Annotated in this window: 17 protein-coding genes; all 17 read left to right on the top strand. The window is 43.9% G+C overall.

Translation table 11 applies throughout. The features are described 5' to 3' along the window. The first annotated feature begins 37 nt into the window (after positions 1–37). The 17 genes from ABXS75_00735 (at position 38) to ABXS75_00655 (ending at position 18,304) form a co-directional block, all read left to right on the top strand. Complete coding sequence (locus ABXS75_00735) at positions 38–1,438, top strand: oligosaccharide flippase family protein (GenBank protein XCP85371.1); 1,401 nt, start codon at positions 38–40, stop codon at positions 1,436–1,438. An 87-nt stretch (positions 1,439–1,525) separates the two neighbouring features. Next, complete coding sequence (locus ABXS75_00730) at positions 1,526–2,677, top strand: polysaccharide biosynthesis protein (GenBank protein XCP85370.1); 1,152 nt, start codon at positions 1,526–1,528, stop codon at positions 2,675–2,677. Positions 2,678–2,699: 22 nt separating this feature from the next. Beyond that, positions 2,700–3,875 (top strand): LegC family aminotransferase, encoded by a 1,176-nt coding sequence (locus ABXS75_00725; GenBank protein ID XCP85369.1) that lies wholly within the window; start codon positions 2,700–2,702, stop codon positions 3,873–3,875. Further along, positions 3,872–4,921: a sugar phosphate nucleotidyltransferase gene (locus ABXS75_00720; protein ID XCP85368.1), complete on the top strand. Its 1,050-nt coding sequence runs from the start codon at positions 3,872–3,874 to the stop codon at positions 4,919–4,921. Before ABXS75_00725 ends, ABXS75_00720 begins: the two co-directional genes overlap by 4 nt. Positions 4,922–4,924: 3 nt before the next feature. Next, positions 4,925–5,554 (top strand): acetyltransferase, encoded by a 630-nt coding sequence (locus ABXS75_00715; GenBank protein XCP85367.1) that lies wholly within the window; start codon positions 4,925–4,927, stop codon positions 5,552–5,554. A 2-nt stretch (positions 5,555–5,556) separates the two neighbouring features. After that, positions 5,557–6,567, top strand: a complete 1,011-nt coding sequence (gene neuB / locus ABXS75_00710; protein XCP85366.1) for an N-acetylneuraminate synthase — start codon at positions 5,557–5,559, stop codon at positions 6,565–6,567. Then, positions 6,564–7,709: a UDP-N-acetylglucosamine 2-epimerase gene (gene neuC, locus ABXS75_00705; GenBank protein ID XCP85365.1), complete on the top strand. Its 1,146-nt coding sequence runs from the start codon at positions 6,564–6,566 to the stop codon at positions 7,707–7,709. Before neuB ends, neuC begins: the two co-directional genes overlap by 4 nt. 2 nt (positions 7,710–7,711) lie before the next feature. Beyond that, positions 7,712–8,398, top strand: a complete 687-nt coding sequence (locus ABXS75_00700) for an acylneuraminate cytidylyltransferase family protein (protein ID XCP85364.1) — start codon at positions 7,712–7,714, stop codon at positions 8,396–8,398. A 45-nt stretch (positions 8,399–8,443) separates the two neighbouring features. Continuing rightward, on the top strand, positions 8,444–9,430 hold the full coding sequence (locus ABXS75_00695; GenBank protein ID XCP85363.1) for a Gfo/Idh/MocA family oxidoreductase: 987 nt from the start codon (positions 8,444–8,446) through the stop codon (positions 9,428–9,430). Then, positions 9,427–10,359: a Gfo/Idh/MocA family oxidoreductase gene (locus ABXS75_00690; protein ID XCP85362.1), complete on the top strand. Its 933-nt coding sequence runs from the start codon at positions 9,427–9,429 to the stop codon at positions 10,357–10,359. The genes ABXS75_00695 and ABXS75_00690 overlap by 4 nt, the downstream gene beginning before the upstream one ends. Further along, the gene (locus ABXS75_00685) at positions 10,356–11,120 is read left to right on the top strand and encodes an acylneuraminate cytidylyltransferase family protein (GenBank protein XCP85361.1); all 765 of its coding nucleotides are present in this window, start codon (positions 10,356–10,358) and stop codon (positions 11,118–11,120) included. Before ABXS75_00690 ends, ABXS75_00685 begins: the two co-directional genes overlap by 4 nt. Continuing rightward, the gene (locus ABXS75_00680) at positions 11,117–11,716 is read left to right on the top strand and encodes a hypothetical protein (protein XCP85360.1); all 600 of its coding nucleotides are present in this window, start codon (positions 11,117–11,119) and stop codon (positions 11,714–11,716) included. Before ABXS75_00685 ends, ABXS75_00680 begins: the two co-directional genes overlap by 4 nt. Before the next feature lie 983 nt (positions 11,717–12,699). Beyond that, on the top strand, positions 12,700–14,046 hold the full coding sequence (locus tag ABXS75_00675) for an MmgE/PrpD family protein (GenBank protein ID XCP85359.1): 1,347 nt from the start codon (positions 12,700–12,702) through the stop codon (positions 14,044–14,046). Positions 14,047–14,051: 5 nt separating this feature from the next. Beyond that, on the top strand, positions 14,052–15,023 hold the full coding sequence (locus ABXS75_00670) for an aldo/keto reductase (protein ID XCP85358.1): 972 nt from the start codon (positions 14,052–14,054) through the stop codon (positions 15,021–15,023). A gap of 21 nt (positions 15,024–15,044) precedes the next feature. Continuing rightward, a complete protein-coding gene (gene aepY, locus ABXS75_00665; GenBank protein ID XCP85357.1) occupies positions 15,045–16,175 on the top strand; it encodes a phosphonopyruvate decarboxylase in 1,131 nt (376 codons plus the stop codon). A 61-nt stretch (positions 16,176–16,236) separates the two neighbouring features. After that, positions 16,237–17,136 (top strand): peptidase, encoded by a 900-nt coding sequence (locus tag ABXS75_00660; GenBank protein XCP85356.1) that lies wholly within the window; start codon positions 16,237–16,239, stop codon positions 17,134–17,136. A 22-nt stretch (positions 17,137–17,158) separates the two neighbouring features. Next, positions 17,159–18,304: an HpcH/HpaI aldolase/citrate lyase family protein gene (locus ABXS75_00655; protein ID XCP85355.1), complete on the top strand. Its 1,146-nt coding sequence runs from the start codon at positions 17,159–17,161 to the stop codon at positions 18,302–18,304. Positions 18,305–18,310 lie beyond the last annotated feature (6 nt).

Below are 18,310 nucleotides of genomic sequence, written 5' to 3'. Positions count from 1 at the left end.
ATGGTTAAGCGTGAGAGCTTGTGCGAGAGGTAGTTGAATGGATAATAATTCAAAAGCCTTAAAATCGGGATTTTGGTACATTTTATCGAATCTCGTTGTCCGTGGGATGACATTGATAACGACACCGATATTTTCAAGACTTCTAACCCATGAACAGTATGGTGATTACAGCAACTTCCAATCGTGGATGAACATTGCTGTGATAATTGTAACGATGCGAATGGAGTCTAGCCTAATTAGTGCTAAATTTGATTTTAAGGACAACTTAAACAAATATAATAGGACTATAGTTTTTCTGACGGCTGTGATGGTTGCTTTATGGGCAATTGTCTTGAACCTCTTTTCAGGAACCTTTAGCAGCATGTTAGGATTCGGAAGATTGTACACAAACTTACTTCTTTTGTACTGCTTCTTTAATGCAATCATCAATATCTTTCAAATCAATGAAAGGTATATGTATCAATACAAACGTTCTGTTTTTGTTGCACTAACTGTTGCTGTGAGCACTACAATTGTTTCCGTTCTGCTAGTAGTATTTATGCAGGATAAGCTGACCGGCAGAGTGTTAGGTGCAGTTTTACCGATTGCTGTTATTGGCTTGTTGTTGCTTTCTTATTTTATAAGAGATGGTAAGGATATTGTTTTTTCCGCAATACCGTATGCTCTGAAAATCTGTATCCCATACATTCCGCATCTGCTGTCTTTACAAGTTTTGAACTCTGTAGACAGGATCATGATTACCCAAATTTGCGGTTCTGCGGATAATGCTCTGTATACCATAGCTTATTCATGTGGCCATATGGTTACGTTGCTTATGACATCTATGAACAGTGCGTTTTCACCATGGTTGGGAGATAAGCTTAACGAAAAGGATTACAAGAGCATTAAAAAGATTTCCAGGTATTATATCCTAATGTTTTCCGCTCTTGCCATAGTGATGATGCTCCTTGCTCCCGAGATTTTGCTGATTATGGGTGGAAAAAGCTACTTGGAAGCAAAATATGTTATGCCCCCAGTTGCAATGGGGTGCGTTTGTCAGTTCCTATATTCATTATATGTTAATGTCGAACAATTCAAGAAAAAAACCGTAGGTATGGCATTTGCCAGCGTTGGTGCAGCTCTTCTCAACTACAGTCTGAATGCTTACTTTATACCACGGTATGGTTATATTGCTGCTGCTTACACAACTTTAGCCGGTTACGTATTTCTTTTGGCAGTACATATGCTCTTGGTCAAGAGAATGGGTATGCAAAAGACCTTTGACAATCGGTTTGTTATTGCTCTAGTTGTGGTGATGTGCGGAATGACCTTAGAAATTAATCATCTATATGAGCAGCAAATGGTGCGGTATATCACAGTTGTTGTCGCTGTAGCGATCATTGTATTTGAACTATATAAGCACAAGAATCTTATATTTAAGATTCTAAAAAAGGAATAAGAGGTATTAAAAGAGAATCGGAGGTAAGTAAATATGTTTTTCCTAGATCAGTTTATAAATAAATATGTAATCAAGAGGCCATCATCTATGTTTTATCCAGACATAGAAAAGAACAAGGCTAAGTTATCTGAGAAGATTGCCGGAAAGACTGTACTGGTGGTTGGCGGAGCTGGTTCTATCGGGTCTTCCTTCATTCGTGCCCTGCTTCCCTTTAGACCAGCAACCCTTGTTGTTGTGGATTACAACGAGAATGCTCTGGCAGAACTAACAAGGGATCTGCGTTCTACAAAAGGGATGTTTGTACCGGATGAGTACATTACCTATCCTATGGATTTTGCCTCTCCGGTATTTGAGAAAATGTTCCGGGCAAGAGGGGGGTTTGATGTTGTGGGTAATTTCTCTGCACATAAGCATGTCAGGTCAGAAAAAGATATCTATTCTGTGGAAGCATTGCTCCAAAACAATGTTCTGCATGCAAAACTTCTTCTGGATTTACTATCTGAGTTCCCACCAGAAGAATACTTCTGTGTATCTACAGATAAGGCTGCGAATCCTGTAAATATCATGGGCGCCTCTAAGCGTATCATGGAGGATGTTATTTTCACTTATTCAGATTGTTTTCCGGTTAAGACGGCGCGGTTTGCTAATGTTGCATTCTCTAATGGTTCACTGCCGGCAGGATTCCTAGCGAGAATGCAGAAGCTGCAACCTTTGTCAGCACCATCTGATGTTACCAGGTACTTTGTTTCTCCGGAGGAATCAGGACAGATTTGCCTTCTTGCCTGTATGCTGGGAGAGAACCGGGAGATATTCTTCCCAAAGCTGGAAGAAGCACAGATGATGAGTTTTGATGAGATTGCCACCAAATTGTTGGAATCTCAGGGCTACGAGGTTCTGCGTTGCAATTCTGATGCTGAGGCTATCGACAAAGCTGAAGATTTGAAATCCGACAGTAGGCTCTATCCTGTACATTATTCCATTTCGGATACATCCGGAGAGAAATCGTATGAAGAGTTCTACACTGATTCGGAAACAGTTGATCTGGATCGGCTCATTTCCCTGGGAGTAGTCACAAATAAGGAGATTCCCAATAAAGAGAAGGTTGCGGCACTCTTTAATCAGTTGATTGCTGCATTTAAGTCAGAAACCACTAAAGAAGAAATTGTGAAGATCATGAAAGCGTATTTGCCTAATTTTGAGCATATGGAGAAGGGTAAATCGCTTGATAGTAAAATGTAAAGAATTACAGGAGGATAGTACAATGGGAAGGTTTATTCCGCTTTCGATTCCGAATTTTGAAGGAAACGAACGAAAATATGTGGATGATGCAATCGACCAGGGATGGGTTTCTACTGGTGGTGCGTATATCACTGAGCTGGAAAAGAGACTGGCGGCATTTCTCCATACGGGTAATGTATGTGCCTGTCAAAGCGGTACTTCCGCACTGCACCTTTCTCTTGTTGAAGCAGGTGTTGTGCCCGGAGATATCGTGCTTGTCCCACCAGTGACGTTTATCGCGGCGGTTAATCCGGTGAAATATCAGTTCGCTGAGCCTGTATTTATTGATTGTGACGATAGTCTTTGTATGGATCCGGTTAAATTAAAGCGCTTTTGCGAAGAGAAGTGTGAGATGGTTGACGGGCATCTGACTCACAACGGTAAAGTTGTCCGTGCTTTGGTTGTCGTTCATGTTTTTGGCAACATGGCGGATATGGAAGGCATTATGAATGTTGCTGAAGAACACAACATTAAAGTGATTGAGGATGCCACAGAGGCTCTCGGAACAAGATACACGAAAGGCAGATATACCGGGAAGTATGCCGGAACAATCGGTCACTTTGGAGCATATTCTTTCAACGGAAACAAGATCATTACAACCGGAGGTGGAGGTGCGGTCACTGCAAATGAAACAGTAGTTGTTGACCACATCCGTTATCTCTCCACCCAGGCAAAGAACGATCCACATTACTACATCCATAATGAAGTGGGCTATAACTATCGGATGACAAATATTCAGGCGGCTTTGGGTGTGGCTCAGATGGAGGAACTTGAAGAGTTCATAGAGCGGAAGCACAGGAACTATAATCTCTACAAGAACCTGTTCTCCAACTTTGAACTTGGTATGCTCTTGCCTTATCGCTCTGGTACATATTCCAACCAGTGGTTCTACTCACTGCTGATTGATCGCACAAAAGTCAGTGCTTCCATGAGGGAGATTATCACAAAGCTGCAGGGTGACGGGGTAGAAACCCGTGCAATCTGGGGCTTGATCAATGAGCAGCTTCCATATATAAAGGAAGAGTGCTTTGAACTGGAGAAAGGCCCATATTACGCCACTCGTATTTTAAACGTTCCTTCCAGTACACAGTTAACAGAGGATGATATCAAATACGCAGCAGAGCGAGTAATGGCTACGCTTAAGGAGTTGGCAAAATGATTGATTGTGAGCTTCAAAAATTTATAGGAATGTCCACAATGACAGTGTCTGAGGCAATGCAGAAGATAGATGCCAATACATGTGGAATCTTGATGATTTCTGATGGGGATGGGAAATTAGTTGGCTGTCTTACCGATGGAGACATCAGGCGATATTTGCTTTCTGGAGGACGGCTTGATGGGAATGTCATAGAAGCCGCAAATAAGCGTCCCAAATATGCTCGTACATTTGACGAAGCGATATCTTTGTTTCACAAAAAAAACTATATAGCGATTCCTGTCCTTGATGAAGAAGACAAGATTGTCAGTATTTATCTTGGAAATGGTGAGATTGAAGTTCCGAAAGTTTCTTTAAACATACCTGTTGTCATCAATGCTGGCGGAAAAGGTACACGACTGGACCCTTATACCAGAGTACTTCCCAAACCGCTTATTCCGGTAGGCGAGTTACCCGTTATCGAGCATATAATGCAACGCTTCATGGGGTATGATTGCAATAGATTTCATATCATAGTGAATTATAAAAAGCAAATCATGAAGGGGTATTTTGCCGAAAAGGAAGGAGAGTATGACATTTCATGGTATGAAGAAGAAAAACCACTCAATACTGGTGGCGGCTTAACATTACTCAAGGGTACACTCCATGAGACCTTCTTTTTCACAAATTGCGACAATCTGCTTTTATCGAACTATGACAGTATTATCCGTTTCCACAAGGAACATAAAAATGCTATCACGATGATCTGCGCATATAAAAATCTTCAGATCCCTTATGGCGTAGTCGAGATGGGAATCGATGGTGTTATCAAGGAAATGAAAGAAAAACCTCAGTTATCGTTTCTGACGAATACGGGGATTTATGTTGTGGAGCCGGAAGTTTTGGATGACATGGAAGATGGTGTATCAATCGGATTCCCGGATGTGGTAGAGCAACAGAAGGATAAGGGAAGGAATGTAGCCATCTATCCAGTGAGCGAAAATGACTGGCTGGATATGGGGCAACTTCCAGAATTGGAAAATATGAGGAAAAGACTCTATGGTGAGTGAGAAATGGATAAAATTGTAATTTTAGGATATGGTGGTCATGGCAAGAGTGTCGCTGACAGTATAATCAGGCAGGGGAAATATGAAATCGCCGGTTACACAGATAATGAAGACAAACAACAGGATAACATCACTTATCTTGGCTCAGATAATAAACTGGAAGAGATATTTGCAAGTGGTGTGGCCAATGCTGTGCTTGGAATTGGATTTTTGGGGAAATCTCTGATTAGAGATAGAATCTATGAAAAGGCGAAAAATATAGGCTTCCTGTTTCCGGCTATAATTGATTCCACGGCGTCTGTCGCTATCGATGCTATAATAAATGAAGGAGCTTTTGTTGGGAAGAGAGCTGTCGTGAATGCCAATGCAACTGTAGGAAAAATGTGCATCATAAACACGGGGGCAATCATTGAGCATGACAACAGGATAGGATCTTTCTCACATATTGCGGTAGGAGCAACGATATGTGGAGAAGTGACTATTGGAGATCATTGTTTGGTAGGTGCAAATTCAACAGTGATACAAGGTATACAAATTGGGAATAATGCGACAGTAGGCGCTGGTTCAGTTGTTCTAAACAATATAAATGATTTTGAAAAAGTGGTCGGAGTTCCGGCTAAGCTTGTAAGGAGTTAAGGATGGACAGAGTTCTGATAATCGCAGAAGCGGGAGTAAATCATAATGGCAGCATGGAATTAGCCAAGGAAATGGTTAGAAAAGCCAAGGATGCCGGCGTGGATTATATTAAGTTCCAGACATTCATACCGAAAAAGCTCGTATCACGTTATGCAGATAAAGCTGAATATCAGAAAGAGACAACCGGGGTAGACCAGTCACAGCTGCAGATGCTTGAGAAGCTGGCTCTTACCTTTGCTGATTTTCGTGAGTTAAAGGATTATTGTGAGTCTCTTGAAATTGGATTTATTTCGACACCGTTTGATTTGGACAGTATCGACTTTTTGGAAACACTGGACATGGACTTCTGGAAGGTGCCGTCAGGGGAAATCACAAATCTTCCGTATCTTGAGAAAATAGGAAGAACGGGAAGAGATATAGTCATGTCCACCGGTATGTGTGAAATGCAGGAAATTCATGATGCACTTAGAGTCCTTAGAGAAAGCGGTGCTGGAAAGCTAACGCTTCTTCATTGCAATACGGAATATCCTACCCCATTTTCAGATGTAAATTTAAAAGCTATGCTGCATATCGAACGGGAGACACAGATGCCCGTGGGTTATTCTGATCACACTGTGGGTATAGAGATCCCTGTTGCGGCTGTTGCCCTTGGAGCTACAGTCATTGAGAAGCATTTTACCTTAGATAAAACCATGGATGGTCCTGATCACAGAGTGAGCCTTGAACCAGAGGAACTGAAACGGATGGTGTTCGCTATCCGACATGTTGAAGCGGGACTTGGGGATGGGATCAAAAGAAGAACTGTATCGGAAGCAAAAAATATTTCTGTAGCCAGGAAGAGCATCGTGGCAAGAGTTCAAATTTCCAAGGGAGAGGAGTTTTCTCAAGAGAATATCACAGTAAAACGTCCTGGAAATGGTATCAATCCGATGAGGTGGTATGAAGTTATCGGAAAGATTGCCGACAAGGATTACGCAGAAGATGAAATCATCAATGGAGAAGCACTGAAATGAAGATAGCAGTTGTGACTGCCACAAGAGCAGAATATGGAATTTTAAGGCCACTGATTCTGAAACTTAATCAGGAGAAAGAGATTGATTTTCAATTGTTGGTCACGGGGACGCATCTCAGCGAGAAATATGGTAATACACAAGCAGAGATAGAGAAAGACGGTATTCCCATCTTTAAGCGAATCCCAATCCTTATAGAGGGAGATACCGCATTAGCGGTTTCAAAAATCATGGCCAATGCCATCATAGGCTTTGCGGAATACTTTGAAACCGAAAAGCCAGATTGTATTGTCGTTTTAGGAGATCGGACTGAGATGCTTGGTATCTGCGCAGCTGCAATGGATGCAAGTATCCCTATCGCTCACCTTCATGGCGGAGAACTTACCGAAGGTGCGGTCGATGATTGTGTTCGTCATGCGATCACCAAGATGAGTTATCTCCATTTCCCGTCAACTGAAATATACCGTAAACGAATCATTCAAATGGGTGAGACTCCGGATCGTGTGTTCAATGTCGGCGCATTAGGTGTCGAAAACATTCTTCACGTTCCGCTTCTTTCAAACAAAGAGGTTAGGTCAGAAATCGGCATTCCGGAAGACATAGAGATGGTTCTAGTAACTTTTCACCCTGTCACTATGGAAGCTGGAAGTGAATTAGAACAGGTTGAAGAACTTATTGCGGCCATGAAAGAACAAAGCCAATATTATTACCTGATCACGAAAGCAAATGCCGATGCGGGTGGAGAGGTGATAAATAAAGCTCTAAGTCAATTTGCTGCAGGAAACGGCAAGGTGAATCTTGTTGCGTCTCTTGGCATGAGGAAATACTTAAGCGTTGTTAAACACAGCAGGTTCGTGCTTGGAAATTCATCCAGCGGAATCATTGAGGCACCTTCACTTGGAACTCCGACAGTAAATATCGGGAATCGGCAGAAGGGACGCCTGATGGCTGATACGATCATCTGCTGTGAGACAAAGAAAGATAACATAATAGAAGCAATGGAGAAGGCGGCTTCAATGAGGCACAATCCTTCATTCATCTATGGAGACGGGAACACATCAGGAAAGATTATTGAAAAGCTGAAGGATGTTTTCGGGAATGGCTCGGTGATTCCTAGAAAAACCTTTTATGACATCGAGGGATGAGTATGAATAATATAGCAATCATTCCAGCTCGAAGCGGATCAAAAGGGCTGAAGGATAAAAACATTAGAAAGCTTAATGGAGTACCACTGATTGGTTATAGTATCCAAGCGGCCAAGGTATCCGGCAAATTTACACACATCATGGTATCTACAGACAATGAGCAATATGCTGCAATTGCACGCAAGCATGGCGCTGAAGTTCCGTTTCTACGGTCAGCACAAACTAGTGGCGACAAGGCTGGAAGTTGGGATGTGGTAAGAGAAGTTTTGTCGGGATATCATGATCGATTTGATACGGTATGTTTGCTCCAGCCAACTTCACCTTTAAGGACAGCGGAAGATATTGTTGCAGGTTATCGTGAATTGGAAAATAAAAATGCAGATGCGATCACCGCAGTTTGCGAGATGGATCATTCACCACTGTGGTCCATGACGTTGGATGAGAGTTTGTCTTTAACGGAATTCCGGAGAGGGCTTGCGGAAGTGCCAAGGCAGCTGCTCATGACATACTACAGAATTAATGGCGCTCTCTATATCCGAAAGATTGTATATGAGGAAGGCGCAATAAAAATATTAGATGGTAAGGAGTACGCCTACATTATGAATAGAAATAGAAGCGTAGATATTGATACAATTGAGGATTTTGAATATGCCGAATTTTTAATTCGGGGGGGGTACTCAGAAAAGTAACATTTGTGTCCTCCTGTGCGCACCTCGCAGCTTAAGGAGGTGCGTATGATGAAAATTATTTTGATTGGCCTTGGCTCTATGGGAAAGCGCAGGATCAGGCTTTTAAAAAAACGAGGAGATGTGGATCAAATCATTGGTGTGGATTCCAATCCGGAAAGAAGGAGCGAGGTAACTCAACTGTATGGAATTGAAACCGCAGAGAGTATACAGAAGGCAATTGAAATTGATGCATTTGACTGCGCATTTGTATGTACATCACCATTGAGCCACAATTCCATAATCTATGAATGCCTTCAACACAAGCTTCATGTTTTTACGGAGATTAATTTAGTTTCAGATGGATATGAAGCAAATATTGAGCTTTCAAACATGGTAGGGAAATACCTGTTTTTGTCATCCACTTTCCTTTATCGTGAGGAGACACAATATATTGCTGAAAAGGTGAAAGCGCAAAACGCCCCTGTCAATTACATCTATCATATAGGTCAGTATTTACCGGATTGGCATCCATGGGAAAGTTATAAAAACTTTTTTGTTGGCAACAAGCGGACAAATGGATGTAGGGAGATTATGGCGATTGAGATGCCCTGGCTCACGGAAGCATTCGGAGAAATAGATTCTGTCGCTGCGATCCATGGGACGATGAGCAGTCTCGGCCTTAATTATGATGACAACTATATGATTCAGATTACTCACAAGAATGGCAATAAGGGATCGCTGATTATTGATGTGGTATGCAGGAAAGCAATCCGCAATTTTGAAGTGTATTCGGAGAACTTATATCTCTCATGGGATGGAACCCCACAAGGATTGGAAGAATATAACATTGAGGCAAAGACACTAAATCAGATTCAGTTGTATAGAAGCATAGAACACATGGATGGTTACCAAGCAACTGTCATTGAAAATGCTTATGAAAATGAGATTGAGGAGTTTTTTGCCGTTGTACGGGGAGACAAGGATCAGACTTATGGTTTTGAAAAAGATCTGACTACACTTAAGTGGTTGGATAGAATCGAGGGTATCCAATGAAAATCTGTTTTATTGGGATCGGTTCGATAGCTAAACGTCATATAAGTAATCTGAAAGAGATTGCGGAAGAGCATGGGTTTGCACTGCTGGTCGATGCCGTCAGGAGATCAAATAGCTGGGACTTGGATATAGGAATTGATACGGTCTATCATTCAACAGATGATTTGCCAGGGAACTACGACGCAATTTTTATTACAAATCCTACGGATTTTCATTTAGATACTCTTTTTGAGGTGAACGGAAAAGCATCGAATTTTTTTATAGAAAAACCCGTGACTTCTGTCCGTAAGCTACAACAAGCAGAGAATCTTTGCATACGAGAAGATAACCTATATTATGTGGCGTGTCCTCTGCGATACACAAATGTGATCCAGTATTTGAAAACGTTTGTAAAAGAAAACCGAGTCATAGGCGTGAGGTGTATCAGTTCCAGCTATTTGCCAGAGTGGAGACCTGGGATAGATTACCGGGATACTTACAGTTCGCATAAGGAACTTGGCGGAGGAGTTTCGATAGACCTCATTCATGAGTGGGATTATCTGAAGTATTTGTTTGGAATGCCCACAGATGTCATATATAAGAGTGGTAAGAAATCTAATCTCGAACTGAACTGTGAGGATACTGCACTTTATATTGCTGAATATGCGGATAAGTTTGTAGAGCTTCATCTGGATTATTTTGGAAGAAAGACAATCCGGGAGGTTATGCTGTTTACCGAAGACGATACGGTTGTAGGTGACCTTGTGTCCGGCAAAATTACATTTATGAAATCCGGGAAAGTAATTAATTTTGGGGATCATAGAAATGATTTTCAGAAAAGAGAGCTTATCCATTTCTTGGAATTGATGAAAATAGGAGATTCAGACAATTCCATTCAAGATGCAATCAATACGATGAAGTTGACACAAGGATGGGCAGGTGACAGATGATGAATATTTTATTTACTGTATGCGGCAGAGCCGGCTCAAAGGGGATTAAGAATAAAAATATCCGGGAGTTTCTCGGGTATCCGCTCCCATATTATACTTTTGCGGCAATCGCGCAATATATTGAGGAATATGCGACAGACCATATCGATGTAGCGGTGAATACCGACAGCTCTGAACTGATTAAGATGGCCGAGGAGAATCCCTTCATAGATCTGTCTGTGATAGACAGGAAGGCAGAGTTGGCCGAGGACAGAATTCCTAAAACAGCAGTTATATTGGATACTTTTCTTCAAATGAAGGAGAAGACCAGACGGCATTATGTGATGGTAGTCGACCTTGATCTTACCTCTCCGCTTCGCACTGCAAAAGACATTGATGCATTAGTTGAGAAGCAAAAGAAGGTAAACGCTGATGTAACATTTTCTGTGACGGGCTCTCGCAGGAACCCCTATTTTAACATGGTCATAGAAAGTGAGAAGGGCGTGAAGAAAGTCCTGAATTCTGACTTTGTGGCAAGGCAGCAGGCTCCTGCCGTTTACGATATGAATGCTTCATTGTATGCTTACAATCCTGCGTTTCTCCAAACAGGAAAAGGCGTACTGGACGGATATTGCGAGATTATTCAGATGTACGATACGGGGATTCTTGATCTTGACCACGAGAACGATTTTGAATTAATGCAGGTAATAGCGAAATATCTGTTTGAAAATAAAGATGAGTTTTCTACCGCGTTTGCCTTCATGAAGAGGAAGCTGACATGATTTGTGAATATACAGACCAGGAGATTTTTGAATTGGTAAACCACCAGATCAGCAATTTTTGGCTATCGGGAGGGGTACCGGAAGAAGCATACTCATCGCTTAAGAAAGCTCTAATACGCACAGAATACAACTTCTCTCATCGAAAAGGTTCCATCTTTCAATCAGATGGACAGGCTGCATTTCATGTAACGCATTCTGCTCAGTATGCTGTTTTTCTGTGCACCTATGCGAATCAGCTTTATTTGGATGAGTATCAGGATGCTGCGGATAATGTATATTACCTTAACAAAATTATGAATTCTGTTGATTGGTTTTATGCTGTTCAGTTTCCGTCCATCTGGTCTGCCGAGCACCCATTGGGATCGGTAGTGGGAAGGGCAACAATAGGAGAGTATCTGTTTTTGTATCAAGGAACCACTATCGGCGGGAACCGTAAGAATGGGAAACTCAGTTATCCTACCTTGGGTGATTCTATACTAATGTACGCCAACAGCAAGATTCTCGGTGATTCACACATTGGCAGTAATGTCATCGTCTCTGCAAATGCATACTTGCTTAATGAGAGCATTCCTGACAACTGCATCGTGTTTGGGTAGAGTCCCAATATTGTAGTAAAGCAGAAATCGGAAGATGAGATTAGAAGTATGATGGAACATTTGTGGACTCTTCATTAAGTGGTTGAATCGGCGAGTACAAGTACTACGATATGGATCAGATTATTACGGCGACTTTGCTAAAGGCAGAAGAAACTCTATATAATGGCACCCGCATGAACCTTAAACAACTTAAGTATGTCCTCACATTAGCCGATGCACACACATTCTCTGCATAGATCGGAAGGTGCTGGATCTAGAGCACCAGATCGAAGAGCAGATATCTGATATTACAGCATACAAGTCGGGACAATGCCCATAGGAATCTCAGCTCATCGATCTGTGGCGCTAATGCCGAAGATAGTGAGAGTCTTCAAAGCTCTCTATCCAGACTTTATATTGCAGAATGAAGCGTGAAAAAGAAAGAATCCTCTGGAAGCATCTGCGCATGGAGAGTTTGATCTGGTAATAGTATCTCTCTGTGGATGATAACATTTCCTTCTATGAGACACATTTTGTGGAAGATAGTGTGGTTGCTGTGCCCTTAACACTGCGAATAGAAGCTGAGGACGATTAAATCTGCAAGTCCCTGATGATCAGTTCCACTGCTCTGAACGGCATTCCCTTTGCAATGCTAAATGAGGAACATTTGATGCAGAGAGAACTGGATGGTTTGGTCAGGAAGTATAAGCTGGATTTGAGAAAAGAGGTGGAGTGCTTTTATCTGGAGGTTCTTGTGGAAATGGTATAGGAAAGCATTGGTGCAGTTTTCATTCCCGGGTGTCTGGTGAAAAAGATGCAAGGTATCTCGTATTACTCCATTAAAGAGATAATACCGGAGAGGAAAATCGTAGTGATGTACCGGAAGGGTCAATATTTGCCCGAGGCTGTAGTTTTATTGAAGCAAATGATGCACAAGATGCTCGAACCTTGATTTTTATCTTAGCTATAGGCAAAAGATTATAGGATTTATAGAAGGAGTCAGTATGGGGATTAGTACAAATCTTGCACAGGATTTATTTCGAATACAAGAACTTAAGAGGGAAGATGTTAATCAACTACATAAGCTTTTAATCGATTTCTTTGCGGCTACCTATGCCGGGTACAAGCAGAACCGGAATTTTAATGAGAAAGTGGAGAAGGTCGTGTATCTGCAGGGCGGAGCAGAGGAGAGCACAGTGTTCCTGCAGGAGAAAAGGTATCCGGCACGTTTGGCTGCTTTCATGAATTCTGTCTACGGCCACGGTGCGGAGTTGGACGATGGGAATAAAAAGGCTGCTGGCCATGCTGGTGTCCATCTCATCCCTGCCGTGTTTGCCTTGGCGGATAAGCTGGAGAGCAGCAATAAGGATGTATTGGTGGCATTAGCCACAGGATACGAAGCGTATATCAGGATCTCCTCCGCTGCGCAGCCAGGATTAGTGAGTAGAGGATTCCATTCAACTGGGATGGCCGGTACACTTGCCTGTGCTGCTGCCTGTGCAAGGCTGTACCACTTGGATGCACAGGGAATCGAGGACGCTATCGCTCTGGCAACCACAATGACCGGAGGTTTGCTCTCCTATGGTGATTCGCGGCCGGCAATCAAACCGCTAAATCCCGGTAAGGCGGCGGAGAATGGTGTGTTTGCGGCGATGCTGGCAAACGAAGGTGTGCAAGGACCTACAGAAGCATTGGAAGGGCAGAACGGCTGGTTTCATGCTGTGACCGCTGAGTTTCATGAAAAATATCTGAAAGGAAGCGACCACCTGCTGCTCCATGACTGTTATTTCAAGCTTTATCCATCTTGCCGCCACACGCACTGCGGGATCGATGCTGCGGTTGCCTTACATAGAAAAGTAAAGGCGGAAGAGATAGAGAAGATTAATGTGTATATCTACCCCAATGCCATCAAACTGGCTGGGATCATAATTCCTAAAGATCAGAATGAGACGAAGTTTTCTATTCAGTATACGCTGGTTTGTGGACTTCTGAATGGTTCCTATGGCATTGCGGATATGAACCCGCCGAGGCTTACAAAAGAAGTACTGGACTTGATAACGAAGACGGAGCTGGTTCCGGATTTATCCATGGAAGATAGGAGTAAGGGCATCAGAGGTACACGAGTTGAGGTGGTACTTAGGGATGGTAGAAGGTATGAGGAGACGGTATTGGTTCCCAAGGGAGATCCGGAGAAGCCACTGATGAGAGATGACATTATCGGTAAACTTAGGACTTGTGCAAAAGGTCAGGCTGACGAAGATGCACTTATGGGACTTGTCCAGGCAATAGAAAAGATCGAAGGTAAAGAGAAGTTCAAGAATCCGATGCGTGTATTAAAGGGAGGGGCATAATCATAATGAAATTAGTACTCGGAACGATGACATTTGGAGAGAGTGTGTTTCCTCCTGATGTTGGTTTATTTATCAACACTTTTCTGAAAAACGGCGGAGAAGAACTGGACACGGCGTATGTCTATAACGAAGGAAACTGTGAGCGACTGCTGGGCGAGGTGCTGCCGGGACTGAACCGAACCTTCAAGATTGCCACGAAGGTCAATCCTCGAATCTCCGGGAAGCTCGATGCGGATGCGGCCTACAAGCAGGTGAATGAGAGCCTCGCCCGGCTCAACCTGGACAGTGTGGACACTGTGTTCCTGCATTTCCCTGATCCCGCAACGCCGGTGGAATCAGTGCTGTCCGCGATGGCTGATATGCATGATCAGGGAAAGTTTAGGGAGCTGGGACTCTCTAATTTCCCCGCATGGATGTTGGCGGATGTTTGGCATATCTGCTACAAGCACGGCTGGGTCAAGCCAACAGTTTTTGAGGGCGTCTATAATCCGCTGACCCGTAAAGCGGAAGTGGAACTGAATGACTGCTTGAATAACTTCGGCATGCGCTTTTATGCCTATAACCCCATGTGCGGCGGCTTGCTGACTGGCCGTTATACATCCTTTGACGCTACACCTACTGATGGTCGTTTTACCCATCGGCCAAACTACCAGAAGCGTTACTGGAAAGAAAGCTATTTCAAAGCAGTCGAAACAATAAAAACAGCAGCAGAAAAGCACGGCATTACCACGATTGAAGCGACTTACCGTTGGCTGGCATACCACTCAATGCTGGATGAAAAGCGTGGAGACGCAATCCTGATTGGTGCATCTAAGCTGAACCACCTGCTTCAGAACATGGAAACAGTGAAAGCGGGCCCGCTGCCTGAGAATGTGGTCGATGCGTTTGAAATGGCGTGGGAGATCACAAAAGGAGACAGCCCGGAATACTTTACGTTGTATAAGGGCAAAGGCTCGGTTGGCGGAGAGAAGAAGTGACAGGAGGCGAAGAGCGAAAGAATGTTAGATCAGAAGAAAGTATTTGAAGTGCTGGGGCAGCACGGTGTGAGCTACTTCACCGGCGTGCCAGACAGTTACCTGAACGGCTTCTGCAATTATGCCTTGGCAAAATGCGGCGACCGGAATGTAATCACAGCCAATGAAGGCAACGCGGTGGCGCTTGCGGCGGGGCATTACCTGGCAACGAAAGAGATTCCCCTCGTCTATATGCAGAATAGCGGAGAAGGGAATGCCATCAATCCGTTGGCGAGCCTTGTAGATAAGAATGTGTATGCCGTTCCGATGCTCCTGCTCATTGGTTGGCGAGGACAGGGAATCACCGAGCCGAATCATCCGCAGCATAAGTTGCAAGGGGAGATTACCACGAGCCTTCTGGACATCCTGCACATCCCATACACTATTCTCATCGATGATAATGATGAGTTCGAGAAGACTGTGGAAGAAGCAGTGAAGTACTGCATCGAGACAAGAGGCGTGTATGCATTTATCGCACCGAAAGGCGTCATGGCCGATCCGGACAAGCCCAACAACGTGGATGCGACTTACCCCATGAGCCGAGAAGAGGCTATCGAGGTAATTCTTGACCACATGCCGGATGATACAATCTACTCCGCCACGACCGGTCGTGCAACCAGAGAATTATTCTTCTTGCGGGAGAAGCGGAATGAGACGAAAGCGCATGACTTTCTGAATGTCGGCTCGATGGGGCATGCTTCCTCGGTGGCACTTGGTATAGCACTGGAGAAGCCTGAAAGACATGTGGTTGTCTTGGATGGTGATTCGGCAGCTATGATGCACATGGGCGCTATGACGATGGTGAGCAAACTGAAAGCTCCTAACTTTATGCATGTGATTCTCAACAATGGGGCGCATGAGTCTGTTGGAGGCCAGCCATCTGCTGGTCATCTGATCGACTTCACTTCCATTGCAAGGGCGTGCGGATATGAGACAGTTGGAAACGCCGTAGAAACAGAGAACGAGTTGGTAAAAGCGGTTGAAAAATTGAAGGACTGCGGCAGAGCGTCTTTTATAGACTGCCGTATACACAAAGGACTGAACAGCAAACTTCCGCCTATTATTTTTGACCATAGAGAGTCTATTAATGCACTGATGGAAAACTTGAGCAACTAAGAATCCGAGTGCAGAAATAAAAAATATTACTTGCCGGAAAAACCGGAGAAAGGAATGCATTATGAACAGTATGGATAGGACAAGAGATTTTTTGAAATCTGTTGGATTACCCGGTGGGGACGCATATGATTTGCCGACATCTGAGAAACGCTTTAAGGATGGAGGGCAGTATCGTTTTGAAGTGCCCGGAATCCAGGGACCAAAGGTGATGAGAGCATTACTGGAGGCGATGGACGGCTATGGATTATATCTGCATCGCGTAACCCAGACGCAGGGAATTATGCGATTGACGGATGAAGAAATCAGCAAGATGGTGGAGTTGGCTCATGAATGGCAGACTGATTTGATTCTGGCTATCGGCCCGCGTGCTACCACAGATACATCCGCTTCTGTACATACCGAAGAGGGCGTGCGCATGGGCTATCGTCTGCGTGGTCAGGAGCAGATTGTCAGGGCCGTTGAGGATGTCAAGAGGGCTGCGAGATTGGGATGCCGTGGTTTCCTGGTGTACGATGAGGGCAGCCTGTGGATTCTGAACGAGATGAGAAAAGCGGGGGAGATTCCAGAGGACTGCCACTTTAAGGTTTCTGCCCACGCCGGCCACGGGAATCCCTGCTCTGCAAAGCTGCTGGAAAGCATCGGTGCAGATTCCATTAACCCGGTACGGGATATTCAGCTTCAGATGCTTGCGGCAATGCGCCAGGCGGTTGATTGTCCTATTGATATTCATACTGAGAACCCGAAGTCTACGGGAGGATTTATTCGCCATTATGAAGTGCCGGAGATGATTCGGATTGCCGCGCCAATCTATCTGAAGACCGGCGGTTCCGTGGCGGCTACCCATTCCTGGGACAGTACAGAGGATGATGCCCGTAAACGTGCAAAGCAGTGCAGCCTCGTTAAGCGAATGATTGATGAGTATTACCCGGAGGCAATATGGAGCCCGAAGGGGAGTTTGTAAGAAGAAAGGATAGTTTTTAGGTATGAGACACCATTTATATAATCCGGATTTTAAATTTGTAGTTGAGCCCGAACATTTTAATAAATATACGGATCGTGAGCTCCTGCAATACTGTCTTGGTGCTACCATGTATATGCCTGGCTTCAAGGATTTTACACCAAAGATCCTGAATCATTCTATGCCGGGACTTACCACAATGGTTCTTTGCTTTGAGGACGCCTGCCCGGAGGAGAAGGTTCCGGAGGCGATGGAGAATGTTCATCATCTGCTGGCGACTGTCACAGAAGCTGCGGAAAATGGAAAACTGGATTCTGACCATGTGCCTTTGATTTTTGTCCGTATCCGTAATCTTGTCCAGTTCAAAGCATTCGGGGAAAAGCTAACCAAGCAGGAGGTTAAATCTTTATGCGGCATCAATTTTCCAAAGTTCAATGCGGAGAATGGGTATGAATATTACGCCTATTTACAAGATTTGAATGACAGGTTTGGTGAGATCATTTATGGTATGCCTATCATTGAAGACCCGGAAGTCGCCTATAAAGAGAGCCGAATGCAGGAATTGACAGGCATAAAAAAGATACTGGATAAATATCATGATCTGGTGTTGCAGGTTCGCGTTGGTGGCACGGACTTCAGTTCCGTGTTTGGAGTAAGGCGTGGCGTGGAATACAGCCTTTACGATATTTTGACTGTCCGTGAGTGCCTGTCTGATATAATCAATGTCTGTGGACGAAACAACGACTATGTGATATCCGGTCCTGTCTGGGAATATTTCCGCGCACCCAAAGAGATGATGTTTGAAGAACTTCCGCATCATGGTATAGAGGATTATTTGATGAGGCGACAACCGTTAGTGAATAATGAAATTGACGGACTGCTCCGTGAAGTGATTTTGGACAAGGCAAACGGATTTGTTGGGCGTACCGTTATTCACCCGACACATGTCAAGTTTGTGAATGCGCTGATGGCCGTCACAAAAGAAGAGTACGATGATGCCTGCCAGATCCTTGGCACCGGTGGTGGTGTAGTAAAAGGTTCCGGTGGTAATAAGATGAATGAGATTAAACCTCATACAAACTGGGCGAAGAAGATTTACAATCGGGCGAGAGCGTTTGGTGTCATTAAGAACGAGAGTGGTTATGTAAAACTGTTTGCGGTGAACGAGTAGTATAGC

Source organism: Roseburia hominis, assembly GCA_040702975.1.
GTDB lineage: Bacteria > Bacillota > Clostridia > Lachnospirales > Lachnospiraceae > Allocoprococcus > Allocoprococcus hominis_A.
Note: the sequence above shows the minus strand (reverse complement) of the source record. Positions and strands in the feature narration are given on the sequence as shown.